The sequence below is a fragment of the Mycolicibacterium baixiangningiae genome (assembly GCF_016313185.1).
GTDB lineage: Bacteria > Actinomycetota > Actinomycetes > Mycobacteriales > Mycobacteriaceae > Mycobacterium > Mycobacterium baixiangningiae.
This window is the reverse complement of the sequence record NZ_CP066218.1, coordinates 3,015,969-3,032,701: the sequence shown is the minus strand read 5'-3', so window position 1 is coordinate 3,032,701 and position 16,733 is coordinate 3,015,969. Positions and strand designations below refer to the sequence as shown.

Annotated in this window: 15 protein-coding genes and 1 pseudogene; 9 read left to right on the top strand and 7 right to left on the bottom strand. The window is 68.9% G+C overall.

Features of this window, described 5'->3' with window-relative positions; genetic code table 11:
• Positions 1–27: 27 nt before the first annotated feature.
• From I7X18_RS14070 to bfr, 3 genes are all read right to left on the bottom strand, one after another.
• Positions 28–510 carry a carboxymuconolactone decarboxylase family protein gene (locus I7X18_RS14070; RefSeq protein ID WP_193048075.1) on the bottom strand — a complete coding sequence of 161 codons (483 nt, stop codon included), beginning with the start codon at positions 508–510 and terminating at the stop codon, positions 28–30.
• A 26-nt stretch (positions 511–536) separates the two neighbouring features.
• Positions 537–2,585, bottom strand: coding sequence for an MDR family MFS transporter (locus I7X18_RS14065; protein ID WP_193048076.1), 2,049 nt, complete (start codon positions 2,583–2,585; stop codon positions 537–539).
• A 154-nt stretch (positions 2,586–2,739) separates the two neighbouring features.
• A complete protein-coding gene (bfr, locus tag I7X18_RS14060) occupies positions 2,740–3,219 on the bottom strand; it encodes a bacterioferritin (RefSeq protein ID WP_193048077.1) in 480 nt (159 codons plus the stop codon).
• Between the two features lie 240 nt (positions 3,220–3,459).
• Here bfr and I7X18_RS14055 point away from each other — a divergent pair, with 240 nt between their 5' ends.
• Complete coding sequence (locus I7X18_RS14055; RefSeq protein WP_193048165.1) at positions 3,460–4,092, top strand: fatty-acid--CoA ligase; 633 nt, start codon at positions 3,460–3,462, stop codon at positions 4,090–4,092.
• A 13-nt stretch (positions 4,093–4,105) separates the two neighbouring features.
• Positions 4,106–4,312: a (2Fe-2S)-binding protein gene (locus tag I7X18_RS14050; protein WP_193048078.1), complete on the top strand. Its 207-nt coding sequence runs from the start codon at positions 4,106–4,108 to the stop codon at positions 4,310–4,312.
• 8 nt (positions 4,313–4,320) lie between these two features.
• On the opposite strand, the gene I7X18_RS14045 is transcribed toward I7X18_RS14050, so the two are convergent.
• The gene (locus I7X18_RS14045; protein WP_193048079.1) at positions 4,321–5,079 is read right to left on the bottom strand and encodes an enoyl-CoA hydratase/isomerase family protein; all 759 of its coding nucleotides are present in this window, start codon (positions 5,077–5,079) and stop codon (positions 4,321–4,323) included.
• A gap of 15 nt (positions 5,080–5,094) precedes the next feature.
• On the bottom strand, positions 5,095–5,799 hold the full coding sequence (locus I7X18_RS14040; RefSeq protein ID WP_193048080.1) for a hypothetical protein: 705 nt from the start codon (positions 5,797–5,799) through the stop codon (positions 5,095–5,097).
• 94 nt (positions 5,800–5,893) lie between these two features.
• Here I7X18_RS14040 and I7X18_RS14035 point away from each other — a divergent pair, with 94 nt between their 5' ends.
• Positions 5,894–7,849, top strand: coding sequence for an FUSC family protein (locus I7X18_RS14035; protein WP_193048166.1), 1,956 nt, complete (start codon positions 5,894–5,896; stop codon positions 7,847–7,849).
• On the opposite strand, the gene I7X18_RS14030 is transcribed toward I7X18_RS14035, so the two are convergent.
• The gene (locus I7X18_RS14030; protein ID WP_193048167.1) at positions 7,821–8,447 is read right to left on the bottom strand and encodes a PaaI family thioesterase; all 627 of its coding nucleotides are present in this window, start codon (positions 8,445–8,447) and stop codon (positions 7,821–7,823) included. The genes I7X18_RS14035 and I7X18_RS14030 overlap by 29 nt on opposite strands.
• 192 nt (positions 8,448–8,639) lie before the next feature.
• Between I7X18_RS14030 and I7X18_RS14025 the strand changes: the two genes are divergently transcribed.
• From I7X18_RS14025 to I7X18_RS14005, 6 genes and pseudogenes are all read left to right on the top strand, one after another.
• Complete coding sequence (locus I7X18_RS14025) at positions 8,640–10,034, top strand: allophanate hydrolase (protein WP_193048081.1); 1,395 nt, start codon at positions 8,640–8,642, stop codon at positions 10,032–10,034.
• Between the two features lie 10 nt (positions 10,035–10,044).
• On the top strand, positions 10,045–10,737 hold the full coding sequence (locus I7X18_RS14020) for a cysteine hydrolase family protein (RefSeq protein ID WP_193048082.1): 693 nt from the start codon (positions 10,045–10,047) through the stop codon (positions 10,735–10,737).
• A 10-nt stretch (positions 10,738–10,747) separates the two neighbouring features.
• Positions 10,748–12,340 carry a regulator gene (locus I7X18_RS14015; RefSeq protein ID WP_193048083.1) on the top strand — a complete coding sequence of 531 codons (1,593 nt, stop codon included), beginning with the start codon at positions 10,748–10,750 and terminating at the stop codon, positions 12,338–12,340.
• A 215-nt stretch (positions 12,341–12,555) separates the two neighbouring features.
• On the top strand, positions 12,556–14,265 hold the full coding sequence (locus I7X18_RS14010; RefSeq protein ID WP_193048084.1) for a tetratricopeptide repeat protein: 1,710 nt from the start codon (positions 12,556–12,558) through the stop codon (positions 14,263–14,265).
• 31 nt (positions 14,266–14,296) lie between these two features.
• Positions 14,297–14,557, top strand: a pseudogene (locus tag I7X18_RS29610) (nucleoside deaminase); the annotation flags it as partial.
• Positions 14,558–14,860: 303 nt separating this feature from the next.
• Positions 14,861–16,135 (top strand): alpha-amylase family protein, encoded by a 1,275-nt coding sequence (locus I7X18_RS14005; protein ID WP_232375502.1) that lies wholly within the window; start codon positions 14,861–14,863, stop codon positions 16,133–16,135.
• A 4-nt stretch (positions 16,136–16,139) separates the two neighbouring features.
• Here the strand turns inward: I7X18_RS14005 and I7X18_RS14000 are convergent, their stop codons facing one another.
• On the bottom strand, positions 16,140–16,574 hold the full coding sequence (locus I7X18_RS14000) for a DUF1810 domain-containing protein (RefSeq protein WP_193048086.1): 435 nt from the start codon (positions 16,572–16,574) through the stop codon (positions 16,140–16,142).
• Positions 16,575–16,733: the final 159 nt, after the last annotated feature.

Below are 16,733 nucleotides of genomic sequence, written 5' to 3'. Positions count from 1 at the left end.
CGGGTGGGCGCCCGGTGGCGCCCCGAATCACAAGGTGAGCTTGCAGCTCTGGCCGATGTCGAGGGTGCTCAGCACCCGTCCCATGCCGACCCACATCGCACACGACAGCGCGAGATCGGTGATCAGCTCGGCGTCGAAGTGCTCACCCGCCCTGGCCCAGAAATCGTCGTCGTCGCGCAGTCCCGTGTGGTCGGTGGCGAATCGGTGGGCGAACTCCGCCGCGATGCGCTCGGCCGGGCTGTAGCCGGGCCATGTGCGCCACTGATCGGCGTAGCGGTAGAGATCCTCGTCGACCCCCGCCGCGGCGCCGTCGGAGTCACGGGTGTTCTGGCACACCACACACTCGTTGGCGTTCGCGATGACGACACGCGCGAGTTCCCGCACCCGCATGGGCAGTCGGCCTTTGGTGTAGACGGCGTGGCTGAAGCCGGCCATGGCTGCACCGAGATCGGGTGAGCGGACCGCGAAGGCCGTGATGTCGTCGTCGGCGAAATCTCCGATTCGGCTCATGGCCGCATGCTACGCGCGGGCCTCCGTCACGGAGTGCGTTCGAAGTCCTCGTCCCACTCCCAGTCCCGCTGGACGAGCATCCGGTGGGTGATCCGCTCCAGCGCCGCCTCGACCTGCAACCGGTCCGGACGGCCCTCGAAGGTCGGCGCCTTCGCGAGCTTGTCGACGATCATGCCGACGAATACCGTCGACACGGCGTCGACCTGGCGCGCGCCTGACTGGCTGAGCCACAGTAGATCTCCGGTCCGCACGGCGTATCCGGTGGACACCAGGTCGTCGAAAACCGGTTCGACCACTTCACACGGAATGCGCAACCGCTCGGCGATCTCGCTCAGCCGCGCCGTTCCGAACACCTGGTTGTGGCGGTAGATCTGGAGCAGCGCCCACAGCCGCGCGACGTCGAGTTCACAGCCCGGCCGCCCGGCGACCGCGCGCAACCGGATGTCCGGGGAACTGCGCAGCAACCGGCCCACCGCCGACTCGAGCATCTTTTCCGGGGATTCCGAACCCGGCATCGCGAAGCCCTCGCCCAGATCGACGGCCAGACCGGTCTCCATCTCCCGCAGCGGCACCTCCTTGAGGAGCAGCGCGACCACGAAGCCGACGGCCGCGACCGGGGCGGCGCACAGGAACACCAGCCCGAGCGAATCGGCGTACGCGTTGACGATCGGGGCGGCGATGTCCGGCGCCAGTCGGTGCAGGGCCTGCGGAGACTCGGCCGCGACCGGAGGCGCACCGCTACTGAGGAGTGCGGCGCCGATGCGGTCGTCGAGGAAGTTCGCGAACAGCGAGCCGAAGACGGCGGCGCCGAAGGAGCTGCCGATGGTGCGGAAGAACGTGACCCCGGAGGTGGCGACGCCGAGATCCTCGAACGTGGAGGTGTTCTGCACGGTGAGCACGAGGACCTGCATGCACAGCCCGATGCCGGTGCCCAGCACGAACAGGAACAGCGACTGCTGCAGCAGCGGTGTGGTGGCGTCCATCCGGGACAGCAGCAGGAATCCGATCGTCATGATCGCGGTGCCCAGCACGGGGAAGATCTTGTACCGCCCGGTGCGGCTGACGATGACGCCACTGCCCATCGACGTGATCAGCAGCCCCGCCACCATCGGGAGGGTGCGCAACCCTGATTCGGTGGCCGAGACGCCGTCGACGAACTGCATGAAGGTGGGCAGGAAGGTCAGCGCCCCGAGCATGGCGAAGCCGACGATGAACGACAGGATGCAGCACACCGTGAACACCGGGCTGGCGAACAGCCGCATCGGGAGGATCGGTTCGCTGGCACGACGCTCGACCTGGACGAAAACCGCCAGCGCCAACACGGAGGCCACGAACAGACCGATGATGACCGGCGAGGACCAGGCGTACTCGGCCCCGCCCCAGCTCGTCGCCAGCGTCAGACCGGAGGCACCGAGACCGACGAAGACGATTCCGGCGTAGTCGATGGTGGCGCGGCCGGACCTGCTCAGCGCGGGGATCGCCGCGGCGGCCACGAAGAACACCACGATGCCCACCGGCACGTTGATCCAGAACGCCCAGCGCCAGGTGAGGTGATCGGTGAAGAAGCCGCCGAGCAACGGGCCGATGACGGTGGTGACGCCGAAGACCGCGCCCAGCGCCCCCTGGTACCGGCCGCGGTCGCGAAGCGGGATGACCTCGCCGATCAGCGCCATCGCCGTGACCATCAGCGCGCCACCACCGACACCCTGCAGTGCCCGGGCGGCGACCAGCATCGTCATCGACCCCGCCAGCCCGCACAGCACTGATCCGGCGAGGAAGAACAGCACTGCTACCTGGAAGACGGTCTTGCGGCCGAACAGGTCGCCGAGCTTTCCGACGATCGCGGTGGCGATCGTCGAGGCCAGCAGATAGCTCGTCACCACCCAGCTCTGGTGTCCGGCGCCGCCGAGATCCGCGACCACGGTCGGCAGCGCGGTCGCGACGATCGTCTGATCGAGTGCGGCGAGCAGCATGCCGAGCAGCACCGCGACGAAGATCAGGTTGCGCCGCTGCGCGCTGATCGTCGCGCCGCCGGAATCCGGTGGCGCTGCGGTGGTGGGGGGTGAGCTCGCCATGCCTGCCTCTCGTGACGCCGAACGCTACATCGTTAGCTAGGCTATAAAAGTTACGGCGGGCCGGTTCATTCCCGAGGTGACCTCGAACACAAACCGACCCGCGCCTCGGGTTACCCCGGAACGGCGCGGGTCAGTCAGTACGGCGGTGCACAGGTTATTGCGGAGGGCGCGAGACGCACTGCGCCGCGTAGAGCTGCTCGCCGAGCTTGTCCATCAGCTCCAGCTGTGTCTCGAGATAGTCGATGTGACTCTCCTCGTCGGCGAGGATCTTCTCGAACAGCGTGGCCGTGGTGGCGTCACCCTTCTCGCGGCACATGATGATGCCGGGCTTGAGCCGGGTGACCACCTCGTATTCGATTGCCAGATCGGCCTCGAATTGCTCCCTGAGGGTCTGCCCCACCCGTAACGAGAACAGCCGTTGATAATTCGGCAGTCCGTCGAGGAGAAGGATTCGATCGGTAATCGCCTCCGCGTGGCGCATTTCGTCGAACGATTCATCACGCGTGTGACTCGCCAATTCGGTGAAGCCCCAGCTGTCCTGCATCTTCGAATGGAGGAAATACTGGTTGATCGCCGTCAATTCGCTTGTCAACTGCTCGTTGAGCAATTTCAGGACATCGGGATCGCCTTGCATGGACCTCTCCTCAAGACCGTGGTGGCCGCTCGGGTCTCAGTGCTTGCCGTACCCCTGCAATCTAGCGCTTAAGCACGACGAGAGCGACTCGTTTCGCTTGATAGCGGGGTGTTTTGAGCGCACCTGTCCACCGGTGGAGGTTGCTGCGGGCATCGCGTGCCAGGTTCTCTGGACTGCCTGTCCTAACTAAGGTTAGACTGCACTAACATGCGGACGCGGACCTCTGGCAGGCAGGAAACAATGGGTGAGTATGACCTCCACTCATTTATTCTCGCGTGCGATTTCCGCGTCAGCGATCCCGAGCGAATGTGGGCGTGGCTCGAAACGAAGAAAGCCGGTCTGAATTCCATCGGCGCGCATCATGTGGTGGTTTACAAATCCATATGGGAGCCGGGCCGAATATTGACGACGATCGGCATTCGGCATCCCAGATCGGTGCGGGACATCGTGCGTTCCCCCGCGATATTCGAATGGTTCGACATCGCCGGCGTCGACGACATTCCCCCGGTGTTCGGCGGCGAGGTCGTCGAGAAGATCGACTTGGACGGGCCCTCCTCAGAGCGCCACGTCGCCGGCGTCATCGTCGGCGCGATGGCCGCCGTCGACGATGTGCAGGCGCTCATGGTCAAGCTGCACGACGGGCTGGACCGGTTCGCAGAGGCCGGTGTCCGCAAGCTGTGGGTCTACCAGGCCCTCGACGACGGGCAGGAAGTGATGATCCTGCAGGAGATCGATGACGAGCGCAGCGCCCGGCAGTGGATCGACCACCCGGACGCCTCCGCGGAATGGATGTCGCGGGCCGGCCTCGGCGCCTACCCCACCCTGTTCGTGGGCAAGCTCGCCCACATCATGGCCGTGGACGACGAGGGATAGCGGGGGTCCGGCCGTGTTCGTCTGCCTGTGCATGGGAGTGACCAGTCACGTGGTCAACGACGTCGTCGCCGCAGGCGCCTCCACGTCGAAGGAGATCGCGGAGGCCTGCGGGGCGGGCAGCGATTGCGGCCGGTGCCGCCGCACGCTGCGGGCGATCCTCGATGCCCACCACGTCAGCGGGTGCCCCGCGCAGTTCAACGGTTGCCCGTCACGCGCCTGAGGGTCCGCTCAGCCCTGCCCGCGGTCGGAGAAGGCGGCGAGGGCATCCGTATTGGCCGCACTGCCCAACAGCACCTCGAACTGGGCGTACTCCCGGGCGATCGCGGCCTTCACCTCGGCCCGCGTCGGCTCGACGATGGTCTGTTTGACCGCCATCAGGCTCGAGATCGGGCGCGAGGCGAGGACGTCGGCGTGCCGTCGGGCCTCCTCGAGCAGCTCATCCGGTTCGCACACCTGCCAGGCGATCCCCGTCCGCTGCGCGTCGGTGGCCGACAGCCACTCCGAGGACATCAGCAGCCAGGCCGCGTTCTGCCGGCCCATCAGCTGTGGCAGCAGGTAGGACGACGCCGCCTCCGGTGCCACGCCCAGGCTGGTGAACGGACACTTCAACCGCGCCGTCGTCGACATGAACACCAGATCGGCGTACCCGAGGATGGTGGTGCCGATGCCCACGGCGAGGCCGTTGACCGCGCACAGCAACGGCTTCCGCAGGTCGAGCAGCGCGTCCATGAGTCCGGGGAAACCATGCTCCCCCGGCTGGAAGTCCGGATCGGTGACCCGGGCGGCCATCTCCTTGAGGTCGTTGCCGGCGCTGAACGCGCGACCGGCGCCGGTGAGCAGCACCACCGCCACCGAAGGGTCCGCGTCGGCCTCCCGCAGCGCCACCGTGGCCGCGTCGTAGAGGGCCTCGTTGAAGGCGTTGAGCGCCTCTGGCCGGTCGAGCGTGACGGTGCGCACCCCGTCGGAGTCGCTGATCTGCAGGGTCACCGCAGCAGCGTAACGTCAGCCCGCCGCGAATGGACTGCGCATGACGTAGCGACTGGTGGGCACCGTGTCGATGTTCCGGTTCGCGCCGAACGATTCCGTGCTGGCCAGCATCCGCTGCATACGGTCGGTCAGATCGGCGTCGTCGGCCGCACCGAAGAACGCGTGCAAATCCGACACCGCGGCAAGGGGAAAGAGCTCCTCGACGATCGCGGCGATGACCGGTGCGTCGTCGGTGAGGGCGCCCACGACGGTGTTCTGGACGTAACCGAACGTGGCCTGCGTGGCGATCGCCACCGGCGTGTGGTCCAGATGCCAACGGCTGCGCCACGTCGGCTCGTCGAGGTCGTCCGGCCGCCGCAGCAGCGCGATGTTCGCCAGCCCCTCGGTGCGCGCGCCCGGTTCGGTGGCCGGCGCGGCCAGTGGCACCGACTCGGTCACCAGATAGGCCGCCACCGAATCGCATTCGGGGCTCAGCACGTCGACGGCGCCGCGGACGTCAGCGCCGTAGGACTGCTGCGTCCACAGGCTCACCACGGCCACCACCGGCGGATCGAGGGTCGTCAGCGTCATCATCGACTCCCGGACCGGCGCGTCGCGGACGTTGACCGTCAGTCCCGGCACGCCCAGGTCCAGGAGCCGAGGAGTCACCTCGGCGCGCAACCGGGTACACCAGGTGTCGTCGGCGTCCGGTGAGCGCAGCGTGATCATGACTTTTTCCACCTGTGCAACCTACTGACTTCGCGGCCTCGCGCGAGTCACATCGGGGCCGTCGGCTTCACGGGGGGAGAATGGTCGCGTGCACGTCGACAGCCGGATGATGGACACGGTTCGGCTGACCACGCCGGGAGTCGGTGCGGTGGTCCGCAGCCTGCTCGGCGTACTCGCGCTGACTGCCGCAGCGCTGTACTGGATTTCGCCGACCGCCGCGATGTGGACCGCCGGCGCCGGCATCATCACCGGTGCCATCGCGCTGCAGGACACCCCGGGTCGGCGGCTGCCCATCGTCGTCATCGCGTCGGCCGAGGTGGGCGCCGCCGCCCTGCTGGGCTCGCTGACCACCGACTACGACGCGGTGTTCGTGGCCGTGGTCGCGGGTTGGTGTTTCCTCGCGGGTATGCAGTGGGCGCTGGGCGCCAACGCCGGTTTTGTGGCCGCCGCCGCGGCGGGTCTGCTGGTGATCACCCCGCCGGAGTCGATGTCGCTCCCCGCGGTCGCGGCCACGACGGCGTTGACGGTGGCCACGGGTCTGGTACAGGCAGGTCTGGTCTGGCTGCGTCCGCCGCAACGGTGGCGCGCCCAGCAGCACGCGCTCACCCGCGCCCACCGGTCGCTCGCGCAGGACGCCAGGAACCTGGCGGTGGACACCGAGACGCCGCTCGACCCGGCACAGCTGGCGTGGCTGCGGGAGGTGTTCAGCAACATCCCGCAACACCAGCGCCCGAAGGCGTATCAGCTGGGTTACCAACTGCCCGAACGGATCGCCGCCACCCTGGTGGCGCTGCGCCGCACCGATGCCGATCTGACCGAGCTGTCTTCGGCTGCCGGGGAGTTCCTCGACGCGATCGCCGAGCACGGGGTTGCCGCACACCGCGGCGCCGACCGCGCGCTACAGCGCGTCGATGCCGCGGCCGCGGCCGTCACAGGCCCGGGGGCCAATGCGGCCCAACGGTTCTCCGAACAGCTGCACGAAGCGGCGGTGCTGCGCTTCGGCTGGCTGCGCGGACCGGACCTCCGAGGTTCGTTGTCGGGTTCGGCGGGTGTGTTGCGCCGCCATCTGGTGTCGACCTCACCGGTGCTGCGCCACGCGGTCCGGCTCTCGGCGGCCACCGCGGTCGGCGTGGCGGCAGCGCGTTTCGCCGATCTGAGCGAGCCTTACTGGATCGCGCTGACCGTGCTGCTGGTGCTGCGGCCGGAGACCGCGCACACCTACACCCGGTGCGCGGGCCGGCTGGCCGGCCTCGCCGGAGGAATCGTGGTGGCGTCCGCGGTCAGCCTGCTGTGGCCGCCGTCGGGCATGGTGGCGGCGGCCAGCGCGGCGGCGTTCGTGGGAGTGGCCTACGCGGTATGGGGTTTCGGGTACATCGCGGTGAGTGCGGCGCTGGCCGCGGCGGTGGTGTTCCTGCTCGGCATCGCCGAACCGGTCGAGGGCACCGCGGTGATCCACCGGCTGGTGGCGGTCGCGATGGGCGGCGGTCTGGCGCTGATCACCCATGTGACGCTGCCCGACGATGCGATGATCCGGCTGCGCCAGCGCGCCGGTGAACTGCTGATGACCGAGATCGACTACGCGGCAATGGTGGTGCGCGCGTTCGTGCACGAACTCGACCGGCCGGCGGATGCGCTCGCGGCGGCGTGGCAGCGCGCCTTCCGTGCCCGCGCGGCGTTCGAAGCAGCCTCCGGTGCGACCCGGTTGCAGGACCCCACGGAGCGGCAGTGGTTGCGATCCCTGCGGACGGCGCTCAACGCGATCACCGGGGCGTGCACGACGATGGAGAGCAGCCTGCCCGTTCAACCGGTCACGCTGAGTCCCGAGTTCGTCGCCGCGGTGGACGACTATGTCGACGCGCTGCGCGGGGCTCCGCCGAATCCGGCCGCGCTGTGGACGGTGGACCTGCCCGAGCTGATGGCGGCCGACCGGCGCGTGCGCGATGTGGCACACACGGTGACCGCGGGCAGCAGCGGCGCGCGCGTGCTGGTCACCGAACTGACCGCGATCACCCGCAGCCTCGCGGCGATCACACCTATCCCCGAGCCCACCTGGGCTGGATGAACACACCCTCGGCTTCGACCGTGACGCCGTCCTCGTCGGCGAGGTGGCCGACGACGAACGCCTTGACCCCGTCGACCCGCGAGATATGGGCCTCCGCGTGCAACCGGCCGAGTCGGGTGGTGCGCAGATAGCGCATGGTGATCGTGCCGGTGAGCCGCGGCGTGCGCGCATCGCTCGCGGCCTCCCCCAGTACGTGATCGAGCACCAATGCGGCCACCCCGCCGTGCACGTGTCCGGGTGGACCTTCGTATGCCGCACCCAGGTGGAAGTCCGAGGAGACGCGATCGTCCGCGTCGCGGTGGATGACCAGTGGCGGCGCGATCGGGTTGCGCACCCCGACGACGGGGTTGCCCCACGGCATCTGATCGCCGTCGGAGCTGAACTGCACCCCGAACGGCCCGTCGAGTTGCCTGCTCCGCAGGCGCGCGGTGGCCGCGTCGATCTCCGCCCTGGCGGCGGCCACGGTTTCGGCGTCGGTCTCAGTGCGGATCGTGGCGTCGATCAACGCGCGTACCGACGCCGTCAGCGGCTCGTAGATCTCCCGCAGCCGGGCGACGTCCGTCGAGCTCAGACCCTCGACGTGGGTGTACTCCAGCACCTGTGCACTAGAACACGTGTCAGCTACCGGTGTCGAATCACTGCTCAGACGCGCTGCGGCGGGATGTGCGGCCGCATTGCCGGTACCCACACCGCCGCGGTCCGCGGCTTGGAGAGTGCTTCGCAGAGCTGCTAACACGATCGACACACGACCGACGCGCGGACGCCATCCGCCTGTCGACAATCGGCAGTTATGCCTGGTGAGACGAGCGGCCCCTCGATCGGACCGTCGGTTGCCGAGATCCTGGCGTCCCACGCCGGTGGCACCGGCTCCCCGACCAAGACCGCCGCGCGGGTCGCCGACGCGATCGCGGCCCGCGGCGACGACGGGACCTGGCTGTCGACGGTGCCGCGCGACGAGCTGCTCGCGGCCGCCGCCGACATCGAACGACGGCCCGACGCCCGCACGCTGCCGCTCTACGGCGTGCCGTTCGGAGTCAAGGACAGCATCGACGTCGAGGGTGTGCCCACCACGCTGTCCTGCCCGGACTACGCCTACCTCGCGTCCTCGACCGCGCCGGCGGTCCGCCGACTGCTCGACGCCGGTGCGCTGTACGTCGGCAAGACCAACCTCGACCAGTTCGCCACCGGGCTCAACGGCACCCGCACCCCCTACACCGTGCCGCGCAGCGTCTACGGCGGCGGGCTGATCTCCGGCGGATCGAGTTCGGGGTCGGCGCTGGCAGTCGCGCTCGGGCAGGTGCCGTTCGCCGTCGCGACCGACACGGCCGGGTCCGGTCGGGTGCCCGCCGCGCTGAACGGGGTCATCGGGTGCAAACCGTCGCGCGGGCTGATCAGCACGGTGGGGCTGGTTCCGGCGTGCAAGTCGCTGGACTGCCTCAGCGTGATGGCGGGGTGCATCGACGACGTCCACCGCGTGCTCGACGTGATGATCGCCCGCGACGACGGTGATCCGTGGTCGCGTGACCGCGGCCCACGCCACGACGGCACCGGCATCCGGGTGGGGTTGCCGCCCGTCGAGCAGCTCGAGTTCTTCGGCGACGCCGAGATGTGCGACGCCCACCTCGCCTTCCGCGAGCACGTCGCTCGGCAGCACACCGTGGTCGACGTCTCGCTCGAGCCGTTCCTGGCCGCCGGCGAGCTCCTCTATCAGGGCCCATGGGTCGCCGAACGACTGGTCGAGTTCGCCGATTTCCTGGCGGCGCAACCGGATTCGATTCACCCGGTGGTACGTGACATCCTGCGGGGCGGGCACCGCTACAGCGCTGTCGACGCATTCGCCGCACTGCAGGCGCTACAGGAACTCAAGGCGGTGGTGGGCAGGCTCTGGCAGCGGATGGACGTACTCGTGGTGCCGACCATCGGCACCACGTTCACCGTCGACGAGGTGCTCGAGCGCCCGATCGAGACCAACACGGTGCTGGGGCACTACACCCACTTCGGCAACCTGCTCGACCTGCTGGGGGTCGCCGTGCCGGTGGGGACGACCGCCGACGGCAGACCCGCCAGCGCGATGCTGCTCGGCGCAGCCCTGACCGACGACACCGTCCTGCAACTCGCGGCGCAGTTGCTCGACGAACTCCGGGAGTCACCGTCCCTCCCGTCTCCGATCCCGATACCCAGCTAGGAGCGCGCGCGTGAGCCAGACCGTCGACATCCCGGCCGAACCGACGCCCTTCCCGCTGACGGCGGGCAGGACGGCGCTCATCGTCATCGACATGCAGCGAGACTTCCTGCTGCCCGGCGGATTCGGGGAGAGCCTCGGCAACGACGTCGGCCTGCTGCTCGAGGTGGTGCCGCCGCTGGCCGCCCTGATCGCCGCCGCGCGGGCGGCCGGGGTGATGGTGATCCACACCCGTGAAGGCCACCGGCCTGACCTGTCGGACTGCCCGCCGGCCAAACTCCACCGCGGCGCCCCGGAGAAACGCATCGGCGATCCCGGCCGTTACGGGCGCATCCTCATCCGCGGCGAGTACGGCCACGACATCGTCGACGAACTCGCCCCCATCCCAGGCGAAGTCGTCATCGACAAACCCGGCAAGGGAGCGTTCTACGCCACCGGCCTGCAGGACATCCTGGACGCGGCGGGGATCACCCAGCTTCTCGTCACCGGCGTCACCACCGAGGTGTGCGTCCACACCACCACCCGCGAGGCCAACGACCGTGGCTACGAGTGCCTGGTCGTATCCGATTGTGTCGGTTCGTATTTCCCCGAGTTCCAGCGCATCGGGCTGGAGATGATCAAGGCGCAAGGCGGCATTTTCGGCTGGGTCGCCGACACTGCTGCCGTCATCCCGGCGCTGCACGCCCTGACCACCACCGCCGTGTGAGGAGCCTGAGATGAGCGCAGACGTGACCGACCCGCCCGCCCAACCCGCGCCGGCCGAACCGCTCTCCGTCCCGTGGTGGACCCGCGGCGACCTCAACGCCTTCTTCGGTCTCGGGTTCAACATCCTGGTCAACGTGCTCACCCTGACCGGCCTGATGATCGGCGTGATCTCAGTGCCTGCCGGTGACGTGCTGGGCACCGTGTTGCCCGCGCTCGGCGTCGCGTTGATCCTGGGGAACCTTTACTACACGTTCCTGGCGCGCCGGCTCGCGCGCCGTGAGAACCGCGACGATGTGACCGCGCTGCCCTACGGTCCCAGCGTCCCGCACATGTTCATCGTGGTGTTCGTCGTCATGCTGCCGGTGTACCTCAACACCGAGGACCCGATCCAGGCATGGCAGGCCGGACTGGCGTGGGCGTTCCTGATCGGCGTCATCGTGATGATCGGCGCGTTCGTCGGGCCCCACATCCGCAAGCTGACACCGCGGGCGGCCATGCTCGGCACGTTGGCGGGTATCTCGATCACCTTCATCTCGATGCGACCGGCCGCACAGATGTGGGAGGCGGCGTGGATCGGGCTGCCGGTGCTCGCCATCATCCTCATCGGCTTCTTCACCGACGTGAAGGTGCCGGGCAACATCCCGATCGGCCTGGTGGCGCTGCTCGTCGGCACCGCCATCGGTTGGGCCGGTGGATACATGTCGGCTCCCGACGTCGGCCAGGCGGTCTCCGACATCGCGATCGGCATCCCTGACCTGCGGCTCGACCTGCTGTGGGCCGGCCTCGCCGATCTCGCGCCGCTGCTCGGCACGGCCATCCCGCTGGGCGTCTACAACTTCACCGAGGCGATGAGCAACGTCGAGAGCGCGGCCGCCGCCGGAGACAACTTCAACCTGCGCAGCGTGCTGCTGGCCGATGGCGCCGGTGCGGTGATCGGCTCCGCATTCGGGTCGCCGTTCCCGCCCGCGGTGTACATCGGCCACCCCGGCTGGAAGGACGCGGGCGGGCGGGCCGGGTATTCACTGGCCGGCGGCGTGGTGATCGGAATCCTTTGTTTCATAGGGCTTTTCGGAGTGCTCGACGCGCTGCTGCCGGTGCCCGCCATCGTTCCGATCCTGCTCTACATCGGTCTGCTGATCGGCGCCCAGGCGTTCCAGGCGGTGCCGCGACTGCATGCGGTCGCCGTGGTGGCCGCGCTGCTGCCCAACCTCGCGCAGTGGGCACACGGCCTGATCGACAACGCGCTCAACGCGGCCGGGACCTCGGCGGCCGAGGTCGGGATGGAGGCGCTGAACGGCGCGGGCGTGGTGTACGAGGGCCTCAAGACCCTCGGTGAAGGTGCGGTGCTGGTCGGATTGATCCTCGGCGCGATGGTGACCTTCATCCTGGAGAAGAAGTTCAGCTACGCCGCGATCGCCTCGGCGGTCGGCGCTGTGCTGTCGTTCATCGGGCTCATCCATGCGCCGCAGGTCGCGTGGGCGGCCAGCCCCCAGGTGGCACTCGGCTACGTGTTCTTCGGAATCGTCTGCGCCGCCTGCGCTTTCCTGCCGGGCGCCAACGAGCCGACGGTGATCGACGAAAGCGACGTCGTGGCCGGCCACTGACGCTGCCCATCCCGCCGAGCAGACACAGAATCGCGGTGCCATGGGCCCGATGACGCGATTCTGCGTCTGATCGCGGTGTGGTTCACACCACCGCCGCGTCAGCTGATCGACGACCTCTCGTGATTCGTGTCGGATGAAACTCGAGCCCCGTCTTGACGTTCTCCCCTGGAGAGCCGTCACACTCAGACGGTGACGTGCGACGGGCTGGAGACGGCATGACGATTTCCCTGGGCCGTGACGCGGGGCCCCACTACGACGGCGGCGCGTACTACGACCTCGGCTCGTACCACCGCCCGGTCGAGACGCCGTCACCGCAAGCGCAGCTGTGGTTCGACCGCGGCATGGTCTGGGCGTACGCCTTCAACCACGAAGAAGCCGTCCGCTGCTTCGAGCGCGCGCTGGAACTCGACCGGGATTTGGCTATCGCGCGGTGGGGTATCGCGTACGCCGTCGGACCCAACTACAACAAACCGTGGGAGGCCTTCGATCCGGTGGATCTCGGGGCGTCGCTGGCGCGGGCACGGATGGAGTTGCAGCTCGCTGCCGGCGGCCGCGCATCAGCCGTCGAACGCGGCCTGATCGAGGCGTTGCAGCGCCGGTTTCCCGTCGAGGACCCCGGACAGACCGAGGCGCTGCACGACGGGCACCCGGCGTACGCCGACGCGATGGTCGAGTTGGCGGCCGCCTACCCCGACGATGTCGACGTGCAGGCCCTGGCGGCCGACGCACTGGTCAACATCACCGCGTGGGCGCTGTGGGACACCCGGACGGGCGAACCGGCGCCCGGATCGCGGGTGGTGGCGGCCAAGGCGATCCTCGACGCCGCGCTCACCACGTCCGCGGGGCAGGAGCACCCCGGCGTGCTGCACCTCTACCTGCACACCATGGAGATGTCAACGACCCCCGAACACGCGCTCCCCGCCGCCGACCTGTTGCGCGGGCTGGTGCCCGACGCCGGCCACCTGCAGCACATGCCGAGCCACATCGACGTGCTGTGCGGGCAGTACCGGTCCTCCGTGACGGCCAATCTCGCTGCCGTGGAGGCGGATCGGCAGTTCGTCGACCGTGCCGGCCCACTGAACTTCTACTCCCTCTACCGCGCCCATGATCTGCACTTCGTGGTGTACTCGGCGATGTTCGAGGGTTCGTCGCGGATCGCGCTGCAAGCGGCCGACGAACTCGCCGGCCAGCTCACACCCGAACTGCTCGCGATCGAATCCCCGCCGATGGCCGACTGGCTCGAGGCGTTCGTCCCGCTGCGGGTGCACGTGCTCATCCGGTTCGGCCGCTGGGACGAGCTGATCGCCGAACCGCTGCCGGACGATCAGGCGCTCTACTGCACCACCACCGCGACCGTCCACTACGGGCGCGGCGTCGCCCACGCCGCGAAAGGTCACCTCGACCAGGCCCGTGCGGAGCGCGAGGCCTTCGCCGCCGCGTATGCCCGCATCCCGGAGTCCCGCTACCTGTTCAACAACACCAGCCGCGACATCCTGGCCGTCGCCGAGGCCATGCTCGACGGTGAGATCGATTACCGGGCAGGAAGATTCGATGAGGCCTTCAACCATCTGCGGCGTGCGATCGAGTTGGACGACTCGTTGCCCTACGACGAACCCTGGGGCTGGATGCAGCCCACCCGCCACGCGTACGGGGCGCTGCTGCTCGACCAGGGCCGCGTCGAGGAAGCGGCCGCCGTGTACGCCGCCGACCTCGGCCTCGACCCCGAACTGAGCCGGTCCTCGCAGCACCCGGGCAACGTGTGGAGCCTGCACGGCTACCACGAATGCCTGCAGCGGCTGGGCCGCACCGCGGAGGCCGCCATCATCGGCCAGCAACTCAGCCTGGCCGCGGCTCGCGCTGACGTGCCGATCAACGCCTCCTGCGCGTGCCGGCTCGACATCGCCGACGGCTGCTGCCCCTCCTGAAGGGCCACGCGCGCTGCGTAGACTCCGGCCTGTGGCGCTCAGTGACTCGGACCGCGAACACCTCCACCGCTGCGTGGAACTCGCCGGGCAGGCGCTCGACACCGGTGACGAACCGTTCGGATCGGTCCTCGTCGACGGCGCCGGGCAGGTCCGCTTCGCCGACCACAACCGGGTCAGCGGCGGGGACCACACCCGCCACCCCGAGTTCGCCATCGCCAAGTGGGCGGTGGAGAACCTGAGCACCGCCGACCGCGCCGCCGCAACGGTTTACACCTCCGGCGAACACTGTCCGATGTGCGCCGCCGCGCACGCCTGGGTGGGCCTGGGCCGCATCGTCTACGCCGCCTCGTCCGCACAGCTGAGCGGGTGGCTGGCCGAGTGGGGAGCGCCCGCGCCGCCGGTGACTCCCCTGCCGATCGGCGACGTCGCACCCGGTGTACCGGTCGACGGGCCGGTCCCCGAGTTCACCGACACCATGAAAGCGCTCTACGCCGCGAAGTTCCAGCCGGACGCGGAGCCTCCACGCGAGGACGCGGAGCCTCCACGCGAGGACGCGCCGGCACCCGGATCTCCGCCGGAGTGGGTCTCGCATGCGATCTGGTGGCACCTCTATCCGCTCGGATTCGTCGGCGCCTTCCCCGCCGACCCCGCACCGACTCCCGGCGAGCACCGGTTGCGCCGCATCGTCGACTGGCTCGACCACGCCATCACCCTCGGCGCCTCCGGTATCGCGCTCGGCCCGATCTTCGCCTCGCGCACCCACGGGTACGACACCACCGACCACTTCCACATCGACCCGCGCCTCGGCGACGACGCCGATTTCGACCTGCTGGTCGGCGAGGCGCACCGACGCGGATTGCGTGTTCTGCTCGACGGCGTCTTCAACCACGTCGGCACCGACTTCCCGCGCTACCGCGAGGCGCTCGACGGCGGCCCTGACAGCCCTGCGTCGGCGTGGTTTCGGCGGGGCCGCAAAGGGTTCGGCAACTTCGAGGGTCACGGCGACCTGATCGCCCTCGACCACCGCAACCCCGCCGTCGCCGACTACACGGTCGAGGTGATGTCGCACTGGCTGGCCCGCGGGGCCGACGGCTGGCGACTCGACGCCGCCTACGCGGTGCCCGAGCGGTTCTGGTCCGAGGTGCTTCCCCGCGTACGGCAGGCGCATCCGGATGCGTGGTTCGTCGGCGAGGTCATCCACGGCGACTACGCGCAGTGGGTGAGCGCCGGATTCGATTCGGTGACCCAGTACGAACTGTGGAAGGCGGTGTGGAGCAGCCTCAACGACGGCAACTTCCACGAACTCGACTGGGCGTTGAAGCGCCACAACGCCTTCGTCGAGCAGTTCGCCCCGCTGACGTTCGTCGGCAACCACGACGTCACCCGCATCGCCAGCCGGATGACCGACCCCCGCCACGTCGGACACGCACTGGTGCTGCTGTTCACCCTCGGCGGCGTGCCGAGCGTGTACGCCGGTGACGAACTCGGACTGCGAGGCGTCAAGGAGGACCGCGCGGGTGGCGACGACGCCGTGCGGCCGGAGTTCAGCGCGCCCGACGAGGTGGATAACGACGTGTTCCGTCTGCACCAGCACCTGATCGGGCTCCGCCGCAGACACCCGTGGCTGCACCGCGCGGTGACCTCCCCGGTGACGCTCGACAACCGCCACTACGTCTACGAGACCCGCAACGGCGACGATGCGCTGATCGTCGCGCTCAACATCGACGCCGAGGAACCCTTGAAGCTGGCCCTGCGGGACGCCGGCCGGGCCCGCGGGCGGGTGATCTCCGGCTCCGGGGCGCCCCCACCCGAGGAACGCGACCAGGTGACCGTGCCGCCTAACGGCTGGGTGGTCATCGCACCCAGCTGAGCCGTCAGGTCAGCCGCTCGACGGTCGCCGGATCCTCCGCACCGCCGTAGAACTTGTCGAGAACACCGAGGAAATCGGCGTTGTCGCCCGTACAGCGGGCGAAGAGCGTCATCGACGAGCGCACCTTGAGATCGTCGGGCGAGCCGAACACCTCACCGATGGATCGGCCCTCGATGGCGAGCACCAGACGGGTGCACTCCCGAAGGCGCGGTCCGAGCAGGTCGTGCGCCAGATAGGCGACGGCTTCCTCGCGGGAGGCGATGCCGTAGTGCTGTGCGGTGGCACTGCGGCCGAGGCCGCGCAGCTGCGGGAAGACGAACCAGATCCAGTGCGAGCGTTTACGTCCGGCGCGCAGCTCTCCGATCACGGTGTCGTAAACCGGTTCCTGGGCGTCGACGAAGCGTTGCAGGTCGAATGGGTCATCGGACGAGTCGGTCACCACTGCTGACTACCCGGCCGCGAGGCAATTCATCGCTGTCAGACGAGTTTGCCGCTAGTGTCGTGGCTGGCCCGGACCCGGTGCGGTCAGGCCAGAAGGGAATCGATGACGACGCGCGACGAGCCGCCGCACGATTCACCCGCACCATTCGCCCGGCTG

Excerpts from the sequence above, each read along its gene's own strand:
- I7X18_RS14025 (WP_193048081.1), top strand. The coding sequence starts at position 8,640 with ATGCCTGGTGAGACGAGCGGCCCCTCGATCGGACCGTCGGTTGCCGAG.
- I7X18_RS14015 (WP_193048083.1), top strand. The coding sequence starts at position 10,748 with ATGAGCGCAGACGTGACCGACCCGCCCGCCCAACCCGCGCCGGCCGAA.
- bfr (WP_193048077.1), bottom strand. The coding sequence starts at position 3,219 with ATGCAAGGCGATCCCGATGTCCTGAAATTGCTCAACGAGCAGTTGACA.
- I7X18_RS14010 (WP_193048084.1), top strand. The coding sequence starts at position 12,556 with ATGACGATTTCCCTGGGCCGTGACGCGGGGCCCCACTACGACGGCGGC.
- I7X18_RS14055 (WP_193048165.1), top strand. The coding sequence starts at position 3,460 with ATGGGTGAGTATGACCTCCACTCATTTATTCTCGCGTGCGATTTCCGC.
- I7X18_RS14070 (WP_193048075.1), bottom strand. The coding sequence starts at position 510 with ATGAGCCGAATCGGAGATTTCGCCGACGACGACATCACGGCCTTCGCG.
- I7X18_RS14035 (WP_193048166.1), top strand. The coding sequence starts at position 5,894 with ATGATGGACACGGTTCGGCTGACCACGCCGGGAGTCGGTGCGGTGGTC.
- I7X18_RS14065 (WP_193048076.1), bottom strand. The coding sequence starts at position 2,585 with ATGGCGAGCTCACCCCCCACCACCGCAGCGCCACCGGATTCCGGCGGC.